Here is a 19449-nt window from a genome sequence, read left to right as displayed (position 1 = left end):
TTGCGATACGCACAATCTAGGTCGGGCGGCGCGGGAAAGCCATGCGACCGGTGCGCAGTCGGGCAAAACCCGCCGCCGGTTGATCGGTTCCCGCCGCCCGGCGCGAGAAGGGAGGCGGAAAAAGCGGCCCGAGGCCCCCTGCAAGCTTGCGACGTGGGGTCAGTCGGACTATGTGGCCCCACACAGCCCCGCCCGATGCATCACGCCTCCCTCGTAACCAAGGTCCTGACGCGCATGCAGACGCCTTACTATCTCATCGACAAATCCCGCCTCCTGCCGAACATGGAGAAGATCGCCCATCTGCGCGAGCAGTCGGGCGCCAAGGCGCTTCTGGCGCTGAAATGCTTCGCCACGTGGTCGGTCTTCGACATGATGTCGGAATACATGGATGGCACCACCTCGTCCTCGCTCTTCGAGGTCAAGCTCGGGCGCGAGAAGTTCCCCGGCGAGACCCACGCCTATTCCGTGGCATGGGCGCCGGACGAGATCGACGAGGTTCTGGCCTCCTCGGACAAGGTGATCTTCAACACCGCGCAGCAGCTGCAACGCTTCGAGGAGAAGAGCCGGGATCATACGCGTGGCCTGCGGGTGAACCCCGGCGTTTCGACCTCGGGCTTCGATCTCGCCGATCCGGCGCGGCCCTTCTCGCGGCTGGGCGAACACGCGCCCGAGGATATCGAGCCGGTGGCCGAGCTGATCTCGGGCTTCATGTTCCACAACAACTGCGAAAACGCGAGCTTCGAGCGCTTCGACGAGATGCTGGGCCAGATCGAGGCCCGCTTCGGCCCGCTGATCAAGCGGATGAAATGGATCTCGCTCGGTGGCGGCATCCACTTCACCGGCGAGGATTACCCGCTCGACAAGCTGGCCGAGCGGCTCAAGCGCTTTGCCGGCGAGAACGAGGTGCAGGTCTATCTCGAACCGGGCGAGGCGGCGATCACCAAGTCGACCACGCTCGAGGTGACGGTGCTCGACACGCTCTTCAACGGCAAGAACCTCGCCATCGTCGACAGCTCGATCGAGGCGCATATGCTCGACCTGCTGATCTACCGCGAGAGCGCCAAGATGCAGGAAAGCGGCGATCAGGAGTGGATGATCTGCGGCAAGTCCTGCCTCGCCGGCGATATCTTCGGCGAGTTCCGCTTTCCCAAGGCGCTGCAGGCCGGCGACCGGCTGAGCCTTCAGGACGCCGCCGGTTACACAATGGTCAAGAAGAACTGGTTCAACGGCGTGCAGATGCCGTCGATCGCCATCCGTGAGCTTGACGGCACCGAGCGGCTCGTGCGCAGCTTCGGATACGAGGATTTCGCGGCGGCCCTGTCGTGACATGACCGCGCCTCGCGGCGCACCCACTTAACGTGCAAGGAGGGTAAAGTCTTGAAGAAGACCGTTCTCATCATCGGCGCCGGCGGCGTCGCCCAGGTGGTGGCGCATAAATGCGCCCAGAACAACGACGTGCTGGGTGACCTGCATATCGCCAGCCGGACTAAGGCCAAATGCGACGCGATCATCGAGAGCGTGCAGGCCAAGGGCGCGATGAAGGTCGACGGTGCCTTCGAGGCGCACGCGGTCGACGCGACCCAATCCGCCGAGGTGGCGGAGCTGATCCGCAAGACCGGGGCCGAGATCGTCATCAACGTGGGCACCGCCTTCGTCAACATGCACGTGCTCGACGCCTGCATCGAGACCGGCGTGGCCTATATCGACACCGCGATCCACGAAGAGCCCGACAAGATCTGCGAGACCCCGCCGTGGTACGCCAACTACGAGTGGAAGCGCCGCGATGCGTGCGCCGAGAAGGGCGTCACCGCGATCCTCGGCGCGGGCTTCGATCCCGGCGTGGTCAACGCTTACGCCCGCTTCGCCATCGACCAGATGGACGAGGTCAAGAGCATCGACATCGTCGACATCAACGCGGGCTCGCACGGCAAGTACTTTGCCACCAACTTCGACCCGGAGATCAACTTCCGCGAATTCACCGGCGTGGTCTATTACTGGGAAGACAAGCAGTGGAAAGAGACCACCATGTTCGCCTCCGGGCGCGAGTGGGATCTGCCGGTGGTTGGGCCCTCCAAGGCCTACCAATCGGGCCATGACGAGGTGCACAGCCTTGCGACCAACTACCCGGATGCCGACGTGCGCTTCTGGATGGGCTTCGGCGATCACTATATCAACGTCTTCACCGTGCTGAAGAACATCGGCCTGCTCTCCGAGCAGCCGGTGACGCTTGCCGATGGTGGCGAAGTGGTGCCGCTGAAGGTGGTCAAGGCGTGCCTGCCCGATCCGGCCTCGCTGGCGCCCGAGTACACTGGCAAGACCTGCATCGGTGATCTGGTGACCGGTGTGAAGGATGGCGAAGCGGTCGAGTACTTCGTCTACAACGTCGCCGACCACAAGGAAGCCTACGAGGAAGTGGGCTCGCAGGGCATTTCCTACACCGCCGGCGTGCCGCCGGTCGCCGCGGCGATGCTGATCGCCACCGGCGAGTGGGACGCCAAGACCATGAAGAACGTGGAGGAGATGGATCCGAAGCCGTTCTTCACCATCCTCGACCGCATCGGTCTGCCGACCCGCGTTCAGAAGGGCGGCCTTGGCGGCGAAGACATGGCCTGGACCGAGCTCAACGGCTGAGTGCGCCCCGGCTTGTGAGACAGCAAAGGCCGTCCCGAGGGGCGGCCTTTTTTGCGTGGCGCGCGGCCGCGTCTTACTCCGCCGCCTGCCGCAGGCTGGCGATCAGGTGGTGGAACTTCTCGCCCTGCACCGCGACATGGCTCTTGAGGGCCGCCGCCGCGCCCTTGGCGTCACCCGCCTCGAGCGCATCGACGATGGCCTCGTGCTCGGCCATCGACTGCGCCAGCCGCCCGCGCACCCTTAGCTGCAGCCGGCGGAACGGCTGAAGGCGGCGATGCAGGCGGCGGCTTTCCTGTTCGAGGAAGCCGTTGCCGGACTGGCGGTAGAGGATGCCGTGAAAACACTCGTTCTCGCGGTAGTACGCATCGGTGTCACGCGCTTCGACCGCCTGCTGACAGCGCAGGTTGGCGGCGCGCAGCTCCTCCAAAGCTTCATCCGTGATGCGCGCGGCCGCAAGCTCGCCGCAGAGCGCCTCGAGCGCCGCCATCACCTCGAACATCTCGATCAGTTCCACCGGTCCGGGCTGGCGCACGAAGACGCCCCGGCGCGGGATCTGCTCGGCCAGCCCCGACAGCGCCAGCCGCTGGAAGGCTTCGCGCAGGGGCGTGCGCGAGACCTTGAAGCGCTCGGCCAGCTGGGATTCGTCGAGCCGTTCGCCATCCGAGAAGGAGCCGTCGAGGATCAGGCTCTCCAACTCGTCAGCGATGATGTCCGAACGCTTTCTTTCCATGGAAATATCCTAGTGAACCCAGCCCTGAGCGACAAGAACGTAATTCTTGTATACGAAAACCTTGACTAGAAAAACAATCATTGCAAGGTTGGGCATCGACCGGAGGCACAATCCGGTCAACTCTGGGAGGAGAAACCATGAAGTTTACCAAGACCCTCGCGGCCGCCGCCGCGACCGTTCTGCTTGGCGCGTCCGCCATGCACGCCGCCGAGCTGCGCCTGTCGCACCAGTTTTCCGAGAGCGACCTGCGCCACAAGGTGGCACAGATGGTGGCCGACGAGGTCGCCGCCGCCGATGTCGATCTCGACATCAAGATTTTCCCGACGCAGTCGCTGTTCAAGGCGCGCGAGCAGTACAAGCCGCTGGCGCGCGGGCAGGTCGACATGATCGTCTTCCCGCTGGCCTACGCGGGTGGCCTGCGCAATCCCTACAACCTCACCCTGATGCCGGGCCTCGTGAAGAACCACGACCACGCCGCGCGGCTCAACGACTCCGAGTTCATGGACGAGATCGAGGCGATCCTGAACGAGGATGACGTGATGACGCTGGTGCATGGCTACCTCGCCGGCGGCTTTGCCGGGACCGAGGAATGCATCACCGCGCCCGATGACGTGCAGGGCAAGCAGACCCGCGCCGCGGGCAAGGCCTTTGAGCAGATGCTGGCCGGTGCCGGTGCCTCGATCGCGTCGATGTCCTCGGCCGAGATCTACAACGCCATGCAGACCGGCGTTCTGGACGCGGCCAACACCTCGTCCTCGTCCTTCGTGTCGTACCGGATCTACGAGCAGGTGGCCTGCTTCACTCCGGCGGGCGAGTATGCGCTGTGGTTCATGTATCAGCCGATGCTGATGAACAAGTCGACCTTCGAGGGGCTCACCGAGGAACAGCAGCAGGCGCTGCTCGACGCCTCGGCCAAGGCCGAAGCCTATTACCTCGAAGAGGCCAAGGCGCAGGACACCAACGCCCGCGAGGTCTTTGCCGAGAACGGCGTCGAGATCGCCGAGATGACCGAGGAGGAGTTCAACGCCTGGCAGACCATCGCCAAGGAGACCGCCTACAAGGCCTTCCTCGAAGGCTCGCCGGACGGCCAGCGGCTTCTTGATCTCGCGCTCAGCGTCGAGTGAGCTGACCCCGGGCGGGCCATGGCGGCCCGCCCATTCCCTGACCAAGAGAGACAGCGCCGCGCGCCCTTGCCCCGGGCAGCGCCCTGATCGCTCTTTCCCTGACGCCTGACAAGAAAGCCTCGACATGTCCGGTTCCCTACACGCCATTCCCTCGGCCCGGCACGGCGGCAATCCCGTGCTGCGCCTGATCGGGCTGCTCAGCCGCATCTGCGGCATCGTGGCCGCCCTGATGATCGTCGCGGCGGTGGTGATCACCTGCCAGATGATCTTCGTCCGCTTCGTGCTCAACGGCTCCACCATCTGGCAGACCGAGGGCGTGACCTACATCGTCATCGCCGCCACCATGCTGGGCCTGCCTTACGTGCAATATCTGCGCGGCCACGTGAACGTCGACCTGCTGCCGTTGATGCTGCCGCCCGGCCTGCGTCGCGTGCTCGCCGTCGTGGTGATGCTCGCCACCCTCGCCGTCTCGGGCGGAATGCTCTGGTACGGCTACGAGTTCTGGCACGAGGCCTGGGACTGGGGCGAGACCTCGAACTCGCCGTGGAACCCCAAGCTCTGGGTGCCCTACCTGGCGCTGCCGGTGGGCTTCGGGCTCTACACACTGCAGGTGGCCGCCGATTTCTTCGCCATGATGACCGGCATCGAGAAGCCCTTCGGGCTGAGCGAAGACGCCACCCTTACCGAAACACACGCCGCCGACGCGGCCAGCGAAAGGGCCGATTGATGGATCCGCTCACCCTTGGCGCGCTCGTCGCCGTCCTGACCATCGCCGTGCTGTTCTCGGGGATCTCGGTTGCCGCCGGTCTTCTGGTGGTCTCGGCCGGCTTCCTGATCGTCTTCGACGGCATGTCCTCGCTGTCGCTGATCCCCGAGATCTTCTTCGGCAAGCTCGACAATTTCGCGCTGCTTTCGATCCCGATGTTCATTATCATGGGCGCGGCCATCGCCTCGACCCGCGCCGGCGCCGATCTCTACGAGGCGCTCGAGCGCTGGCTCACCCGCATCCCCGGCGGGCTGGTGGTGTCGAACCTCGGCGCCTGCGCTCTCTTCGCCGCGATGTCGGGCTCGAGCCCCGCGACCTGCGCCGCGATCGGCAAGATGGGCATCCCCGAGATGCGCAAGCGCGGCTATCCCGATGGTGTTGCCGCGGGCTCGATCGCCGCTGGCGGCACGCTCGGCATCCTCATTCCGCCCTCCGTCACGATGATCGTCTACGGCATCGCCACCGAGACCTCGATCGGCCGCCTGTTCCTTGCCGGCGTGGTGCCGGGGCTGATGCTGGTCGGGCTGTTCATGGTCTGGTCGCTGTGGTCGACCTGGCGCTCGGGGCAGGCCTCGGTGCTGTCGGCGGGCAGCTACAGCTGGCGCGAGCGAATGGAGATCCTGCCCCGCGTGCTGCCTTTCGTGGCGATCATCATCGGCGTGCTCTACGCCATGTATGGCGGCATCGCGACGCCGTCCGAGACGGCCGCCGTCGGCGCGCTGCTCTGCCTGCTGATCGCGGTGGTGATCTACAAGCTGTGGGATCCGCGCGCGATCTGGGTGATCCTGCGCGACAGCACAAAGGAGTCGGTGATGATCCTCTTCATCATCGCCGCCGCTGGCGTGTTCTCCTACATGCTGTCCTCGCTCTTCATCACGCAGGCCATCGCCGAGTGGATCGGCACGCTCGACGTGAACCGCTGGGTGCTGATGGGCACGATCAACGTCTTCCTGATCATCGCCGGCTTCTTCCTGCCGCCCGTGGCGGTGATCCTGATGGCGGCCCCGATCCTGCTGCCGATCATCACCACCGCCGGGTTCGATCCGATCTGGTTCGCTGTGGTGCTGACCATCAACATGGAGATCGGCCTGATCTCTCCGCCGGTCGGTCTCAACCTCTATGTGATCAACGGCATCGCGCCCGATATCTCGCTGCGCACCATCCTCCTGGGCTCGCTGCCCTTCGTGGCCTGCATGGTGGTGGCGATCGTGCTGCTGTGTCTGTTCCCGGGCCTTGCCACCTGGCTGCCCGATCTCGTGATGGGGGTTGCCATATGACCATTCTCGCGGATCTTCTCTCCACCGTGTTCGAGCGCCGCTACCGTATCGGCGGCAGCTCGAAGCCCGACAATCGTCCGCTCGAGGCGCTGACCGCCGACCTGATCGGCGCCTCGGGCGAGATCTCGGGACAGACCGTGGCGCGCAGCATCCTCGAGCGCTACGAGGGCATGGAGGACGACGCGAAGCTCGCCTTCTTCCACCATCTCGCGCAGGACATGACCATCGACGCTGAGGCGGTGCGCAGCGCGCTTGACGCCTACGAGCAGGGCCAGAGCAAATCGAGCTACCGCGCCTTCATGGAGGCGTCCGAGCCGCCCCGGCAGGAGTTGATCCGCCGTCTCAACCAGGTGCCGGGCGCGACGCAGGCGCTGGTGCATATGCGCGCCGACCTGCTGCGTCTGAGCAAGGGGGACGACACGCTGCAGGCGCTCGATCTCGACTTCCGGCACCTGTTTGCGAGCTGGTTCAACCGGGGCTTCCTCGTGCTGCGCCCGATGAACTGGGACAGCCCGGCGCAGATCCTCGAGAAGATCATCGCCTACGAGGCGGTGCACGCCATCGACAGCTGGGACGACCTGCGCCGCAGGCTCGAGCCCGAGGACCGGCGCTGCTTTGCCTTCTTCCACCCGGCAATGCCCGACGAGCCGCTGATCTTCGTCGAGGTGGCGCTGACCAAGGGCGTGCCCGGTTCGATCCAGACACTGCTGGCCGAAGAGCGCGACAAGATCGCCCCGCAGGAGGCCGACACCGCCGTATTCTACTCGATCTCGAACTGCCAGTCGGGACTTGCCAGCATCTCGTTCGGCAATTCGCTGATCAAGCAGGTGGCGGCCGATCTCGCGCTTGAGCTGCCGCAGCTGAGCACCTTTGTCACCCTCTCGCCGATCCCGGGCTTCGCCCGCTGGCTCGAGGCGGAAGGCCACGCCCATGACGTGACGGACGACGCGCGGATGACGCAGCTGGCCGCCTATTACCTGACCAACGCGCGGCGCCCGAACGGTGCGCCGCAGGACCCGGTGGCGCGCTTCCATCTCGGCAACGGCGCGCTGGTCCACAAGGTCCACGCGAGGGCCGATACCTCCGACAAGGGCATGGCCCAGTCGGGCGGCGTGATGGTGAACTACCTTTACGATCTCGCCCGCGTGTCGCAGAACCACGAACACTTTGCAGCCTCCTACCAGATTGCGGCCTCGCCCGAGATCCGGTCGCAGGCCGCAACCGCAGAAAAATCCTTCGGATAGGAGCCGAATCCATGCCGAACCCGCTGTATGACCGCCTCTTCGGGGCCCATGCCGGACAAGACACCCCCTTCCTGATGCTCGCTGATGGCCGCGTACTGAGCCATTCGGATTTCCTTGCCATGGCGGCGCGCTTCGCGCATGTCATCGCCGATCTTGGCGTCGCGCCGGGCGACCGGCTGGCGGCGCAGGTCGACAAGTCGCCCGAGGCGCTGGCGCTTTATGCCGCCTGCGTGCAGGCCGGGGTGGTCTTTTTGCCGCTCAACACCGGCTACACCGTCGACGAGCTGACCTATTTTATCGAGAACAGCGGCGCGGCGCTGGTGGTCTGCGGGCCCAAGCGCGAGGCCGGGCTGCGCCCGGTCGCCGAGGGACTCGGCGCGCAGCTTCTGACGCTCGACGCGGATGGCTCGGGCAGCCTCAGCGACGCCGCCGCCGGCAAGTCCGACAGCTTCGAGACCGTCGACCGCGACGGTGAGGATCTCGCGGCCTTCCTCTACACCTCGGGCACCACGGGGCGATCCAAAGGCGCCATGCTGACGCAGAACAATCTGCTGTCGAACGCCGAGACGCTGGCCGAACATTGGCGCTTCACCAAGGATGACGTGCTGCTGCACGCGCTGCCGATCTTCCACACCCACGGGCTTTTCGTGGCGTCGAACATCATGCTGCTTTCGGGCGGTGCGATGGTCTTCCTGCCGAAGCTCGACATCGACCAGCTGATCGAGTGGATGCCGAAGGCCACCTCGATGATGGGCGTGCCGACCTTCTACACCCGCCTGCTCGACGATCCGCGCTTCACCCGCGATCTGGCGCAGCACATGCGGCTCTTCGTGTCGGGCTCTGCGCCTCTGCTGTCGGACACGCACGAGAAGTTCGAGGCCCGCACCGGGCACCGCATCCTCGAGCGCTACGGCATGACCGAAACCAACATGAACACCTCGAATCCCTATGACGGCGAGCGCCGCGCCGGCACCGTGGGCTTCCCGTTGCCCGGGGTCGAGCTCAAGATCACCGATCCCGAGACCGGCAAGGAGGTGCCTCAGGGCGAGGTCGGCCAGATCGAGGTGCGCGGCCCGAACGTCTTCAAGGGGTACTGGAAGATGCCGGAGAAGACCGCCGAGGAGCTGCGCGCGGACGGGTTCTTCATCACCGGCGATCTCGGCACGCTGGATGCCGATGGCTACGTGCAGATCGTCGGGCGCAACAAGGACCTGATCATCTCGGGCGGCTACAACATCTACCCTAAGGAAATCGAGATGGTCATCGACGACCAGCCCGGCGTGCTCGAGTCGGCCGTGATCGGCATCCCGCACGCGGATTTCGGAGAGACTCCGCTGGCGCTGGTGGTGGCCGAGCCCGGCGCGACGCCCGATCTCGACGCCATCGCCGCGACGGTGAAGGGCGCGCTGGCGCGCTTCAAGCACCCGCAGCGTTACGAGATGATCGATGCGCTGCCGCGCAACACCATGGGCAAGGTGCAGAAGAACCAGCTGCGCGAGAGCTACAGCTGACGAGACGTCGCGTCTTCCGCTTTTTCCGTGTGGGGACAGGGGAGGAGGGGGAGGCGCGGCGACCCTCAGGGAGGAGGAGAGAGGGTCGCCGCTGATTCCCAGGCTCAGGGAGGAGGAGAGAGCCTCAGGAAACTTGCTGAACATCTAGCAATGTTCGTTGAAGAACATTTGGAGGATCGCTCCGAGTCTTTCAATGCACGAGGGTGCAGACCCGCTTTGCGGTGTGTGCATGGCGCAAACCGGCGCCGCCCAATCGCTGGCAGGACTACGCAGTTTCACGGAATTTTTTGCATTCATTTTAGGCGGTTCTGGTGTTTCCGCCCCGTTTCGAAACTTGCCATGGGTCAGGTTTCTGCGGTCCCGGTCCGAGCTGGCCGGAGGCTTCCACGATGCAGTGCTCAAGGATTGGGCAATCCTCTTAGGGGTGGGCTGAGATCGGCCCTTTGCGATCTGCCGGACCCTCGCGGGACGCAAGGCTCCGACGATTCCCGTCCGACTACCGGGCGACCTTGGGACCGTGGTGCATGAACGCTTTCCCGGCCGCGACCCGAGATCGGGCTCTCTGCGTTGATGCACACTCAGTGTGCGATAATCGACTGCTCGGTCGAAGTATATGATCGAACGGGCGGTCAGATATGACTGATCGGGTCCTTATAATAAGGGCATTCTGTAAGTTTCTGCGCGATTGCACGGTATACCGCAGCACTCCGCCGGATGGCCGCGCTGCCACCGTCTCGGTCCTGCAAGCCCGCCGCAGCGCTTGCGCGGCATCCTGCCGCGGCCTAGGTCGAGCCCAGTGCATTGTTAGCGCACTTACGTTCCACCCATACCGGCAGGACATTCTACATGACCGATCTCCCCGGATACCCGAGCCGACGCAACTTCCTCAAAGCGTCGGCGGCAGGTGTCGCACTCTCCGGTCTGGCCGCCCAAGCGAAAGCGCAGGAGACCACGCCCCCCGTTCCCCTCGAAGATTACGACCGCGCCTATCTGACCGCGGCCGAGTGGGCCTTCGTGATGGCCGCGACCGCGCGGCTGATCCCCTCCGACGGCGATGGCCCCGGCGCCATCGAGACCCGCGTGCCGGTCTTCATCGACCTCCAGCTGGCCGGCGACTACGGCACCGCTGACGACTGGTACATGGAAGGCCCCCACGATCCCGATGCCGAGCCGGCCCGCGGCTGGCAGACGCCTCTGACCCCCGCCGAGATCTATCGGCAGGCGATCCCGGTTTTCGACGCTTGGTGCGAAGAGACCCACGGCGCGACCTTCGCCGAGCTCGATGCCGAGCGTCAGGACGCGGCGCTGACCTCGCTGCAGAACGGGGATGTCGCGCTCGATTCCGAGATCCGCGACTTCTTCACCATCCTGCTGGCCAACACCAAGGAAGGCTACTTCGCGGACCCGCAATATGGCGGCAACCACGAGATGCAGTCCTGGGTCTATATCGGCTTCCCGGGCGCCCGCGCGGCCTATCGCGCGTGGCCGGAACGGCACAATGAAAAATACCCGCTCGGTCCGGTCTCGATCAGCGGCGAAAGGGCATAACCATGGCACGTCAGGAAAAGAAAAAGGACGTGGTCATCGTCGGCCTCGGATGGACCGGCTCGATCGCCGGCATCGAACTGGCGCAGGAAGGGCTCGACATCGTCGCGCTCGAGCGTGGCCATGACCAGAACACGGTCCCGAACTTCGAATACCCGCAGCAGATCGACGAGCTGAAATACGGCGTGCGTCTGAAGATGATGCAGAAGCCGTCGCAGCAGACCGTCACCGTGCGCCGCAACGGCGACGAGACGGCGCTGCCCTACCGCCAGCTCGGCTCCTTCCTGCCGGGCAACGGCGTTGGCGGCGCCGGCACCCACTGGAACGGCCTCAACTGGCGTCCGCAGGAAGTCGAGATGCGGCTGCGCTCCTATGTCGAGGAGACCTTCGGCGCCGACATCATCCCCGAGGGCATGAACCTCGGCGACTACCCGGTGAGCTATGACGAGCTCGAGCCGTTCTTCACGCAGTTCGAGAAGGTCGCGGGCATCTCCGGCTACGCCGGCAACCTCAACGGCGAGATCCGCGAGGGCGGCAACCCGTTCGAGGGCTGGCGTTCGGAAGACTTCCCGATGCCGCCGATGCCCACCACCTATGACAGCTCGAAGTTCCGCGAGGCGGCTACCGCGATGGGCTACCACCCGTTCCCGGCCTCGGCGGGCATTGCCTCGACCTCCTATGTGAACCCCTACGGGATGCAGATGGGGCCGTGCAATTTCTGCGGCTTCTGCGAGCGTTACGGCTGTTACCAGTATTCCAAGTCCTCGCCGCAGACCACCATCCTCGGCGCGCTCAAGCGCTACCCGAATTTCGAGTACCGCACCCAGTCCGAGGTGCTCCGCGTGGAGCTGGCCGAGGATGGCCAGACCGCGACCGGCGTCACCTACTGGGACGAGGCGGCACAGGAAGAGGTCTTCCAGCCGGCCGACATCGTCATCCTGTCGAGCTACCAGCTCAACAACGTGCACCTGATGCTGCTCTCGGGCTTGGGCGAAGCCTATGACCCGCTGACCGGCGAGGGCACGCTGGGCAAGAACTACGCCTACCAGATGAACGGCGGCATCTCGATGTTCTTCCGCGACGAGGAGTTCAATCCCTTCGTCGGCCACGGTGCCAACGGCATCTGCATCGACGATTTCTCGATTTCGCAGAACGATTTCGGCGCCGAGGGCTTCATCGGTGGCTCCTACTGGCGCTCGGGCACGTTCAACGGCCAGCCGATCCGCAACATGCCGCTGCCGGCGGGCACGCCGAGCTGGGGTGCGGGCTGGAAGCAGGCGATCGGCGAGAACTACGGCCACGCCATGTCGATCGGCTCGCACGGCTCGCACATGGCCTATGCCAACAACCACCTCGACCTCGATCCGACCTACACCGACCGGCATGGCCGGCCGCTGATGCGGATGACGTTCAACTGGCAGGACAACGACCTGAAGATGAACCAGTTCATGAAGTCGAAGATGGAGCCGCTGGCGGCCTCGATGAACCCGGACTCGATGCGCTCGGGCTTCAAGGGTGAGGGCGCGGAATACGACGTTCGCCCCTACCAGACCACGCACAACACCGGTGGCCACATCATGTCCGAGAACGCCCGCGAGGGCGCGGTCAACCGCTACTGCCAGAGCTGGAAGGCGCACAACGTCTTCGCCATGGGCGCGGGCAACTTCGTGCAGAACACCCAGTACAACCCGACCGGCCTTGTCGGCGGTCTGGCCTACCACACGGTGAATGCGATCCGCACCCAGTACCTGTCCAACCCGCGTCCGCTGGTCTGAGGAGAACGTAGATGAAAACCTTTCTCCGCATCGTCGCGGGCCTCGCCCTTGTCGGCGTGGTCGCGCTTCTGGCCTTCATCTTCGTGCCGGTGCAACGCACCCAGCCGGCCGAGGCGCTTGCCGCCGACTGGGAACCGGCAGAGGGGCAGGGCGAATACGTCCTGCACGCCTCGGACTGCGTTGCCTGCCACACCTCGGATGACGGCGAGAGCCTCGCCGGTGGCCGGGCCATCGCCAGCCCCATGGGCACGATCTGGTCGACCAATATCACCCCCGATCCCGAGACCGGGATCGGTGACTGGTCCTATGCCGATTTCCGCGCCGCGATGATCGACGGGCTCGAGCCCGACGGCACCCATCTCTACCCGGCGATGCCCTACGAGAACTACCGGCTGATGACCGAAGAGGACATCCGTGCCCTCTACGAATACATCATGACCGAGGTCGAGCCGGTCTCGAACGAGGTTCAGGAAACCGAGCTCAGCTTCCCGTTCAACCTGCGCTTCGGCATCCGGGCGTGGAACTGGCTGGCGCTGACCCACGGTCCGGGCTTCACCCCGGCGGATGGGCCGGAACTGCAGCAGCGCGGCCAGTACCTCGTCGAGGGGCCGGGCCACTGCGCGGCCTGTCACAGCCCGCGCAGCGTGTTCATGTCGCAGGACGGCGTGACCGCGGACGAGGACAGCTTCCTCGCGGGTGGCGTGATCGACGGCTGGAACGCCCCGGCGCTGCGCGGCGAAGGAACGGACCTTGCCAAGTGGTCGGTGGGCGAGCTTGCCGCCTACCTCGCTACCGGCCGCAACGCCCACTCCACCGCCAATGGCGAGATGGGTCTCGTGGTCGAGCACTCGCTTCAGAAGCTGACCGACGAGGACAACCTCGCGATGGCCGCCTTCCTCAAGGGGATCGACGGCGACGCGGTGGACCTGCCCGAGAGCTTTGCGACCGCGGCAGGAGCGATCGAGGTGCCGACTGCGGACAGCGCCGGTTCGGTGACCACCGAGATGCTGGCCTCGGCGGATCCCGACATGCCGCTCGGTGCGCGTCTCTACATGGACAACTGCGTCGGCTGTCACTTCGCAACCGGCAAGGGTGCGCCCGAGATCTTCCCCGAGCTGCAGGGCAACTCGATGGTGGTCGGCTCGGAAACCATGCCGCTGATCTCGGTGATCCTGAACGGCGCCGAGGTGCCCTCGACGGCCAAGCGTCCGATGGCGCTGCGCATGCAGGGCTATGCCGACCGGATGTCCGACGACGAGGTCGCGGAACTGGTGACGTGGCTGCGCGGGGCATGGGGCAACGACGCCTCCGCGGTGACGGCCGCGGACGTGGCCACCGTGCGCGAGGCCGATCACGGGCACTGAGCATGCCCGCCGAGACGAAAGAGGGGCCGTGGCGGAAACGCTGCGGCCCTTTTTCATTCTCACAGGACGTTCGCTTTGCGGCGAGGGCCGGTACGCAAGCCGGCGCGGAGGCAAAGCCGCAGGGTGCCGCACCTCGCGGGTGAGCGCCTTGAAAGACACACGCGCGCCCACGAAGACAAGAAAGCCGCGCCCGAAGGCGCGGCCCGATCCTGTCGCGACCGGCGCGCAAGCGCGCCGGTCAGCCGCTGGCTTACTGCCAGGACTTCAGCAGTTCGTCATAGGAGATCGTCTTGGGCTCTTCGTCCTCGTTCTCCAGCGCCGCCTTGGGCGAACCTTCTTGGCTGAGCCAGTACTCCGGATCCTGCTCGTCGTTCATCACCGGGCCGATATCGCCCTGGATGCCGGCGCGCTCGAGACGCTCCATCACGCGCTCCTGATCTTCGCAGAGCGCATCAAGCGCTTCCTGCGGGGTCTTGGCGCCCGACATGGCGTCGCCGATGTTCTGCCACCAAAGCTGCGCGAGCTTGGGGTAGTCCGGCACGTTGGTGCCGGTCGGCGACCACGCGGTGCGCGCGGGCGAGCGGTAGAACTCGACCAGGCCGCCAAGCATCGGGGCGCGCTCGGTGAAGCTCTCGTGCTGGATCGTCGACTCGCGGATGAAGGTCAGGCCGACATGGGCCTTCTTCACGTCCACGGTCTTGGAGGTGACGAACTGGGCATAGAGCCAGGCCGCCTTGGCGCGATCGTCGGGGGTCGACTTCATCAGCGTCCAGGAGCCCACGTCCTGGTAGCCGATCTTGGTGCCTTCCTCCCAGTAGACGCCGTGCGGCGAGGGGGCCATGCGCCACTTGGGCGTGCCGTCCTCGTTCAGCACCGCGTCGGCCCCGTCACCGACCATGTCGGCGGTGAAGGCGGTGTACCAGAACATCTGCTGCGCGATGTTGCCCTGAGCCGGAACCGGGCCGGCCTCGGAGAAGGTCATGCCTGCGGCTGCCGGCGGGGTATACTTCTCGAGCCACTCGATCGCCTTGGTGATGGCATAGACCGCGGCCGGACCATTGGTGGCGCCGCCACGGGCAACGCACGAGCCCACCGGCTGCGAGTTCTCGTTGACGCGGATGCCCCATTCGTCGACCGGCAGGCCGTTCGGCTCACCCTTCGATCCGGCACCCGCCATCGACAGCCATGCATCGGTGTAGCGCCAGCCGAGCGAAGGGTCCTTCTTGCCGTAATCCATGTTGCCATAGATCTCGTCCTCGACGCCCATGTGCGACAGGTCGCGGCCGGTGAAGAACTCGGCGATGTCCTCGTAGGCGGACCAGTTCACCGGCACGCCGAGATCGTAGCCATAGGCCTCCTTGAAGTCGGCCTGGTTCTTCTCGTCGTTGAACCAGTCGTAGCGGAACCAGTAGAGGTTCGCGAATTGCTGGTCGGGCAGCTGGTAGAGCTCGCCATCGGGGGCGGTGGTGAACTCGGTGCCGATGTAGTCGTCGAGATCCAGCGTCGGCGAGGTCACGTCGGCGCCCTCGTTGGCCATCCAGTCGGTCAGGCTGCGGGCCTGCTGGTAGCGCCAGTGTGTGCCGATCAGGTCGCTGTCGTTGACATAGGCATCGTAGATGTTCTCGCCCGACTGCATCTGCGTCTGCAGCTTCTCGACCACGTCGCCTTCGCCGATCAGGTCGTGGGTGAGGTTGATGCCGGTGATCTCGCTGAACGCCTTGGCCAGAACCTGGCTCTCGTATTCATGCGTGGTGATGGTCTCGGAGACCACCTTGATGTCCATGCCCTCGAACTGCTTGGCGGCATCGATGTACCACTGCATCTCGGCTTCCTGCTCTTCGCGGGTCAGCACCGACATGTCGCCGATCTCGGCATCGAGGAAGGCGCGGGCTTCGTCCATCCCCGCAAGCGCGGCCCCTCCGGTGAGGCTGAGCGCGAGCGCCAGCGCGGTGGTGGATTTCAGGGTCAAGTTCATGTGGTCCTCCCTAGTTTGAACTTGTCATGTCGTGTTCCGGGGTGGGCGGTCTCCTGCCGTCTGCCCCGGCCGTCTCGGGCGCCTAGACCCAGCGGAACACCGCTGCGGCGTAGGCCAGGCAAACCGCCAGCGCCCAGGGCTGGGTGTCGGCTCCGACGAGCCCCAGCCAGGCGAGGTTGATGAAGGCGCTGCCCAGAAGCGTGATGAAGAGCCGGTCGCCGCGCGTGGTCTCGATCCGCAGCACGCCGACGCGCGGCGTTTCGGGGAACTTGATCGCGAGGATCGTGAAGACGATCAGCAGCGAGGCGATCACCATGAAGAAGATCGCGGTTGGCCAGGTCCATGCCATCCAGTCCATGTCAGGTCTCCTTTCGAAGGCTGGCCATCGGGTGCAACCGGCGCGCATGCGCCAGGCCCGACCTCCCCCCCGGGAGGGCCTTTGTTGGGTCGATGAATGCGCGCGTGGCAGTGGTGCTTTGGAGTGCGACCGCCGGGCTGGCGATGACGCCCTCCCGAGGTCGGGCCCGGCGCATGCGCGCCTTTGTGAAGGCCGTCATCACACCCTCCCCAGGGCGAAGCCCTTGGCGATGTAGTTGCGCACGAAGTAGATCACCAGCGCGCCCGGCACGATGGTCAGGATGCCCGCCGCCGCCAGCACACCCCAGTCGATGCCCGAGGCGCCCTGCGTCCGGGTCATGATCGCGGCGATGGGCTTGGCGTCCACGGTGGTCAGGGTGCGCGACAGCAGCAGCTCGACCCACGAGAACATGAAGCAGAAGAACGCCGCCACGCCGATGCCGCTCGCAATCAGGGGCATGAAGATCTTCACGAAGAACTTCCCGAACGAGTAGCCGTCGATATAGGCGGTCTCGTCGATCTCCTTGGGCACGCCGCGCATGAAACCCTCGAGGATCCACACCGCCAGCGGCACGTTGAACAGGCAATGCGCCAGCGCCACCGCGATATGGGTGTCGAAGAGACCCACCGAGGAATAGAGCTGGAAGAACGGCAGCGCGAAGACCGCCGGGGGCGCCATGCGGTTGGTCAGCAGCCAGAAGAACAGGTGCTTGTCGCCCATGAAGCTGTAGCGCGAGAAGGCATAGGCCGCCGGCAGCGCCACAAGAAGCGAGATCACCGTGTTCATCACCACGTAGATCAGCGAGTTGACGTAGCCCAGATACCAGCTCGGATCGGTGAGGATCGTGCGGTAGTTGGCCAGCGTCAGGTCGCGCGGGAACAGGGTGAAATCGTTGAGGATCTCGGCATTGGTCTTGAGGCTCATGTTGAGCAGCCAGTAGATCGGCAGCATCAGGAAGAGCAGGTAGGCCCCCATCACCAGCGCGCTCTTGTTGACGCGCACGCGTTTGCGGGTGGTGTCCCCGCCGGCGGTGAGATTCTCGGGAATGGCGCTGTCGGTCATGTCACATGCCCTTCTTGTCGAGATTGACCATCACGGTGTAGAACACCCAGCTGATCAGCAGGATCACGAGGAAATACATCAGCGAGAACGCCGCCGCCGGGCCGAGGTCGAACTGCCCCAAAGCCATCTTCACCAGATCGATGGAGAGCAGCGTGGTGGCGTTGCCGGGGCCGCCCCCGGTGACCACGAAGGGCTCGGTGTAGATCATGAAGCTGTCCATGAAGCGCAGCAGGATGGCGATCATCAGCACGCCCATCATCTTGGGCAGCTCGATGTAGCGGAACACCTTCCAGCGGCTGGCCTGGTCGATCTTGGCGGCCTGGTAATAGGCGTCGGGGATCGACTTGAGACCGGCGAAGGCGAGCAGCGCCACCAGCGAGGTCCAGTGCCAGACATCCATCACGATGATGGTGATCCAGGCGTCGAGCGTGTCCTGCGTGTAGTTGTAATCGATGCCGAGGCGGTCGAGCACGTAGCCCAGCAGGCCGATATCGACGCGGCCGAAGATCTGCCAGATCGTGCCGACCACGTTCCACGGGATCAGCAGCGGCAGCGACATCAGCACGAGGCAGAAGCTCGACCAGAAGCCGGATTTCGGCATGTTGAGCGCCACGAAGATGCCCAGCGGGATCTCGATGGCGAGAATGATGCCCGAGAACAGCAGCTGCCGTTTCAGCGCGTTCCACATGCGGTCATCGTGCAGCATTTCCTCGAACCACTCGAGCCCGGCCCAGAAGAACTGGTTGTTGCCGAAGGTGTCCTGCACCGAGTAGTTGACCACGGTCATCAGCGGGATCACCGCCGAGAAGGCCACGAGGATCAGCACCGGCAGCACGAGGAACCAGGCTTTCTGATTGACGGTCTTGTTCATCGGTTATGTCCCCCGGTTTGACGGGTCGCGCTGTCATCCTCGGGTCCGACCCGAGGATCTCGGGCCGAGTGCGTGCGCGTTGAGTTGGAGATCCTCGGGGCAAGCCCGAGGACGACGGGGAAGGGGGAATGCTGCATCATGCGGCCGCCCCCTTCACGCGCCAGTCGTCGGCATAGACGTTGACCTGCGAGGCATCGAAGCTCACCCGGTTCATGTCGGGGCTGATGCGGTCGTCCTCGCCGGCGATGATGTTGATCTCCTGTCCGAACATGTCGGCTCGGATGATCTTGTGCCGGCCCACATCCTCGACCCGGCGCACCTTCACCGGCAGGCCCTCGGTCTGCGACAGGCGGGCGAATTCCGGGCGGATGCCGATCTCGACCTTGCCCGAGAGCGCGCCGTAACCCTGCCCCAGCGCGATCTCGGCGCCGCCCACATGGGCGGTCGCGCCCTCGACGCGGGCGGGGATCACGTTCATACCCGGCGAGCCGATGAAATAGCCCACGAAGGTGTGCTCGGGCCGCTCGAAAAGCTCTTCGGGCGTGCCGATCTGGACCACGCGGCCGTCATACATCACCACCACCTTGTCGGCGAAGGTCAGCGCCTCGGTCTGGTCGTGGGTGACGTAGATCATCGTGTGGCCGAACTCGTGGTGCAGCCGCTTGAGCTGGGTGCGCAGCTCCCATTTCATGTGCGGGTCGATCACCGTCAGCGGCTCGTCGAAGAGCAGCGCGTTCACGTCCTTGCGCACCATGCCGCGCCCGAGGCTGATCTTCTGCTTCTCGTCCGCGCCGAGACCGCGCGCCTTGCGGCGGAGCATGTGTTCCATGCCGATCATCTTGGCGATCTCGTTGACGCGCTCGGCCACATAGGCCTCGTCACGACCGCGGTTGCGCAGCGGGAAAGCGAGATTGTCGTGCACCGTCATGGTGTCGTAGACCACCGGGAACTGGAACACCTGCGCGATGTTGCGCTCGGCGGTGGGGGCGCGGGTGACATCCTTGCCGTCGAAGAGGATGCGCCCCTGCGACGGCGTCAGCAGGCCTGAGATGATGTTGAGCAGGGTGGACTTGCCGCAGCCCGAGGAACCGAGCAGCGCGTAGGCCTCGCCATCGACCCAGTCGTGGTTCAGCTCCTTCAAGGCGTAGTCGTCTTCCGTCGCCGGGTTGGGCTTGTAGCTGTGGGCGAGGTTGTCGAGCGTGATCTTTGCCATGGT

The 19449-nt window shown here is 65.0% G+C and carries 16 protein-coding genes; 10 read left to right on the top strand and 6 right to left on the bottom strand.

Features of this window, described 5'->3' with window-relative positions; all coding sequences use genetic code 11:
• Positions 1–234: 234 nt before the first annotated feature.
• On the top strand, positions 235–1326 hold the full coding sequence (locus JF542_RS05895; RefSeq protein WP_207075107.1) for a carboxynorspermidine decarboxylase: 1092 nt from the start codon (positions 235–237) through the stop codon (positions 1324–1326).
• A gap of 51 nt (positions 1327–1377) precedes the next feature.
• Positions 1378–2631, top strand: a complete 1254-nt coding sequence (locus JF542_RS05890; RefSeq protein ID WP_207075106.1) for a saccharopine dehydrogenase family protein — start codon at positions 1378–1380, stop codon at positions 2629–2631.
• A gap of 73 nt (positions 2632–2704) precedes the next feature.
• Here JF542_RS05890 and JF542_RS05885 read toward each other — a convergent pair whose 3' ends face one another.
• Entirely contained in the window at positions 2705–3361 is a 657-nt protein-coding gene (locus JF542_RS05885; RefSeq protein WP_207075105.1) for a GntR family transcriptional regulator, read from the bottom strand.
• Between the two features lie 137 nt (positions 3362–3498).
• Here JF542_RS05885 and dctP point away from each other — a divergent pair, with 137 nt between their 5' ends.
• The 8 genes from dctP (at position 3499) to JF542_RS05845 (ending at position 13967) form a co-directional block, all read left to right on the top strand.
• Positions 3499–4485 (top strand): TRAP transporter substrate-binding protein DctP, encoded by a 987-nt coding sequence (gene dctP / locus JF542_RS05880; RefSeq protein WP_207075104.1) that lies wholly within the window; start codon positions 3499–3501, stop codon positions 4483–4485.
• 124 nt (positions 4486–4609) lie between these two features.
• The gene (locus JF542_RS05875; RefSeq protein WP_207075103.1) at positions 4610–5212 is read left to right on the top strand and encodes a TRAP transporter small permease; all 603 of its coding nucleotides are present in this window, start codon (positions 4610–4612) and stop codon (positions 5210–5212) included.
• Positions 5212–6528 carry a TRAP transporter large permease gene (locus tag JF542_RS05870; protein WP_207075102.1) on the top strand — a complete coding sequence of 439 codons (1317 nt, stop codon included), beginning with the start codon at positions 5212–5214 and terminating at the stop codon, positions 6526–6528. The genes JF542_RS05875 and JF542_RS05870 overlap by 1 nt, the downstream gene beginning before the upstream one ends.
• Positions 6525–7772 carry a malonyl-CoA decarboxylase gene (locus JF542_RS05865; protein ID WP_207075101.1) on the top strand — a complete coding sequence of 416 codons (1248 nt, stop codon included), beginning with the start codon at positions 6525–6527 and terminating at the stop codon, positions 7770–7772. Before JF542_RS05870 ends, JF542_RS05865 begins: the two co-directional genes overlap by 4 nt.
• Positions 7773–7783: 11 nt before the next feature.
• On the top strand, positions 7784–9283 hold the full coding sequence (locus JF542_RS05860; protein ID WP_207075100.1) for a malonate--CoA ligase: 1500 nt from the start codon (positions 7784–7786) through the stop codon (positions 9281–9283).
• 846 nt (positions 9284–10129) lie between these two features.
• Entirely contained in the window at positions 10130–10831 is a 702-nt protein-coding gene (locus JF542_RS05855; RefSeq protein ID WP_207075099.1) for a gluconate 2-dehydrogenase subunit 3 family protein, read from the top strand.
• A gap of 2 nt (positions 10832–10833) precedes the next feature.
• Positions 10834–12603 carry a GMC family oxidoreductase gene (locus JF542_RS05850; RefSeq protein WP_207075098.1) on the top strand — a complete coding sequence of 590 codons (1770 nt, stop codon included), beginning with the start codon at positions 10834–10836 and terminating at the stop codon, positions 12601–12603.
• A gap of 11 nt (positions 12604–12614) precedes the next feature.
• Complete coding sequence (locus tag JF542_RS05845) at positions 12615–13967, top strand: cytochrome c (RefSeq protein WP_207075097.1); 1353 nt, start codon at positions 12615–12617, stop codon at positions 13965–13967.
• A gap of 250 nt (positions 13968–14217) precedes the next feature.
• Here the strand turns inward: JF542_RS05845 and JF542_RS05840 are convergent, their stop codons facing one another.
• From JF542_RS05840 to JF542_RS05820, 5 genes are all read right to left on the bottom strand, one after another.
• Positions 14218–15942, bottom strand: a complete 1725-nt coding sequence (locus tag JF542_RS05840; protein ID WP_207075096.1) for an ABC transporter substrate-binding protein — start codon at positions 15940–15942, stop codon at positions 14218–14220.
• Positions 15943–16024: 82 nt separating this feature from the next.
• Positions 16025–16300: a DUF2160 domain-containing protein gene (locus JF542_RS05835; protein ID WP_007802785.1), complete on the bottom strand. Its 276-nt coding sequence runs from the start codon at positions 16298–16300 to the stop codon at positions 16025–16027.
• A gap of 198 nt (positions 16301–16498) precedes the next feature.
• Positions 16499–17362, bottom strand: coding sequence for a carbohydrate ABC transporter permease (locus JF542_RS05830; protein ID WP_007802786.1), 864 nt, complete (start codon positions 17360–17362; stop codon positions 16499–16501).
• Position 17363: 1 nt separating this feature from the next.
• Positions 17364–18233: a carbohydrate ABC transporter permease gene (locus tag JF542_RS05825; RefSeq protein WP_207075095.1), complete on the bottom strand. Its 870-nt coding sequence runs from the start codon at positions 18231–18233 to the stop codon at positions 17364–17366.
• A 136-nt stretch (positions 18234–18369) separates the two neighbouring features.
• Positions 18370–19446, bottom strand: coding sequence for an ABC transporter ATP-binding protein (locus tag JF542_RS05820; protein ID WP_207075094.1), 1077 nt, complete (start codon positions 19444–19446; stop codon positions 18370–18372).
• Positions 19447–19449: the final 3 nt, after the last annotated feature.

The organism is Salipiger bermudensis, from assembly GCF_017309175.1.
GTDB lineage: Bacteria > Pseudomonadota > Alphaproteobacteria > Rhodobacterales > Rhodobacteraceae > Salipiger > Salipiger bermudensis.
This window is presented reverse-complemented; position numbering and strand designations above follow the sequence as displayed.

Coding starts and splice junctions, on each gene's coding strand:
- JF542_RS05895 (WP_207075107.1), top strand. CDS start 235: ATGCAGACGCCTTACTATCTCATCGACAAATCCCGCCTCCTGCCGAAC.
- JF542_RS05885 (WP_207075105.1), bottom strand. CDS start 3,361: ATGGAAAGAAAGCGTTCGGACATCATCGCTGACGAGTTGGAGAGCCTG.
- dctP (WP_207075104.1), top strand. CDS start 3,499: ATGAAGTTTACCAAGACCCTCGCGGCCGCCGCCGCGACCGTTCTGCTT.
- JF542_RS05875 (WP_207075103.1), top strand. CDS start 4,610: ATGTCCGGTTCCCTACACGCCATTCCCTCGGCCCGGCACGGCGGCAAT.
- JF542_RS05870 (WP_207075102.1), top strand. CDS start 5,212: ATGGATCCGCTCACCCTTGGCGCGCTCGTCGCCGTCCTGACCATCGCC.
- JF542_RS05865 (WP_207075101.1), top strand. CDS start 6,525: ATGACCATTCTCGCGGATCTTCTCTCCACCGTGTTCGAGCGCCGCTAC.
- JF542_RS05860 (WP_207075100.1), top strand. CDS start 7,784: ATGCCGAACCCGCTGTATGACCGCCTCTTCGGGGCCCATGCCGGACAA.
- JF542_RS05855 (WP_207075099.1), top strand. CDS start 10,130: ATGACCGATCTCCCCGGATACCCGAGCCGACGCAACTTCCTCAAAGCG.
- JF542_RS05850 (WP_207075098.1), top strand. CDS start 10,834: ATGGCACGTCAGGAAAAGAAAAAGGACGTGGTCATCGTCGGCCTCGGA.
- JF542_RS05845 (WP_207075097.1), top strand. CDS start 12,615: ATGAAAACCTTTCTCCGCATCGTCGCGGGCCTCGCCCTTGTCGGCGTG.
- JF542_RS05840 (WP_207075096.1), bottom strand. CDS start 15,942: ATGAACTTGACCCTGAAATCCACCACCGCGCTGGCGCTCGCGCTCAGC.
- JF542_RS05835 (WP_007802785.1), bottom strand. CDS start 16,300: ATGGACTGGATGGCATGGACCTGGCCAACCGCGATCTTCTTCATGGTG.
- JF542_RS05830 (WP_007802786.1), bottom strand. CDS start 17,362: ATGACCGACAGCGCCATTCCCGAGAATCTCACCGCCGGCGGGGACACC.
- JF542_RS05825 (WP_207075095.1), bottom strand. CDS start 18,233: ATGAACAAGACCGTCAATCAGAAAGCCTGGTTCCTCGTGCTGCCGGTG.
- JF542_RS05820 (WP_207075094.1), bottom strand. CDS start 19,446: ATGGCAAAGATCACGCTCGACAACCTCGCCCACAGCTACAAGCCCAAC.